1 protein-coding gene is annotated in these 1,069 nt (G+C 66.3%); it reads left to right on the top strand.

The window, feature by feature from the left end; translation table 11 throughout:
* Positions 1–340 precede the first annotated feature (340 nt).
* The coding region (locus tag A5791_RS05560) for a VWA domain-containing protein (RefSeq protein WP_067232454.1) at positions 341–1,069 on the top strand (729 nt) is incomplete at its 3' end.

Raw genomic sequence — 1,069 nt, 5'->3', positions numbered from 1 at the left:
ACCGCCGCCCCCACCCGATCCAGCCACGCCCGCGACTCCGGGGTCGGCGTGCGCACCACAGCCCCGGCAAACATCTCGTCGAAGCCGGCGACGAGCTGCTCCTGCGACCGACCACCCGCTCCTTCGAACATATGTTCGAGTATACATGACTCCACTGACCCCGCTGACGAGTCAGCGCGCAGGGCACCCAATCCCCCTTCGCGCGCATCTTGACGTGAGGCAGCAGGCTGACAACCGATTCCGAAAACGTGACCGCTGGACTGACACGTCGCCACACGCTCTTGCCGGCCGGTTGACCTGCGAACTTGACGGCGGGCGGCAGGGCCACGAAGTTGGTGAGGTGAAGTTGCCGCTGTTGGGCCCGATCTCGCTGACCGGTTTCGAGCACGCCTGGTTCTTCTTGTTCCTGCTGCTCGTTCTTCTGTTGGTGGGCATCTATGTGGCGGTGCTTTTCGCCCGTCGCCGGCGGGTTCTGCGATTCGCCAACATGGAGGTGCTGGATGCCGTCGCACCGACTCGTCGCGGGCGGTGGCGACACGTCCCGACGATTCTGCTGGTCACCGCATTGGTGCTGCTGACGACGGCAATGGCCGGACCGACGTCGAACGTTCGGATTCCGCTGAACCGGGCCGTGGTGGTGCTGGTCATCGATGTCTCGGAGTCCATGGCCGCTAGCGACGTCGCCCCCAGCCGGCTGGCCGCGGCGAAGGAGGCCGGCAAGCAGTTCGCCGACGAGCTGACGCCGGCGATCAACCTGGGCCTGGTGCAGTTCGCCGCCAACGCCACGCTGCTGGTCTCGCCCACCACCAACCGCGGCGCCGTCAAAGCAGCGATCGACAATCTGCAGCCGGCTCCCAAAACCGCGACCGGAGAAGGCATTTTCACCGCGCTACAGGCCATCGCCACAGTCGGCGCGGTGATGGGAGGGGGCGACGGTCCGCCGCCGGCCCGCATCGTGCTGGAGTCCGACGGCGCCGAAAATGTTCCGCTTGACCCCAACGATCCGCATGACGGTGCCTATACGGCGGCTCGGTTGGCCAAGGATCACGGGGTGCCGGTCTCGACGATC

The sequence above is a fragment of the Mycobacterium sp. 852002-51163_SCH5372311 genome (assembly GCF_001667115.1).
In the GTDB taxonomy this organism is placed as follows: Bacteria; Actinomycetota; Actinomycetes; order Mycobacteriales; family Mycobacteriaceae; genus Mycobacterium.
This window is presented reverse-complemented; position numbering and strand designations above follow the sequence as displayed.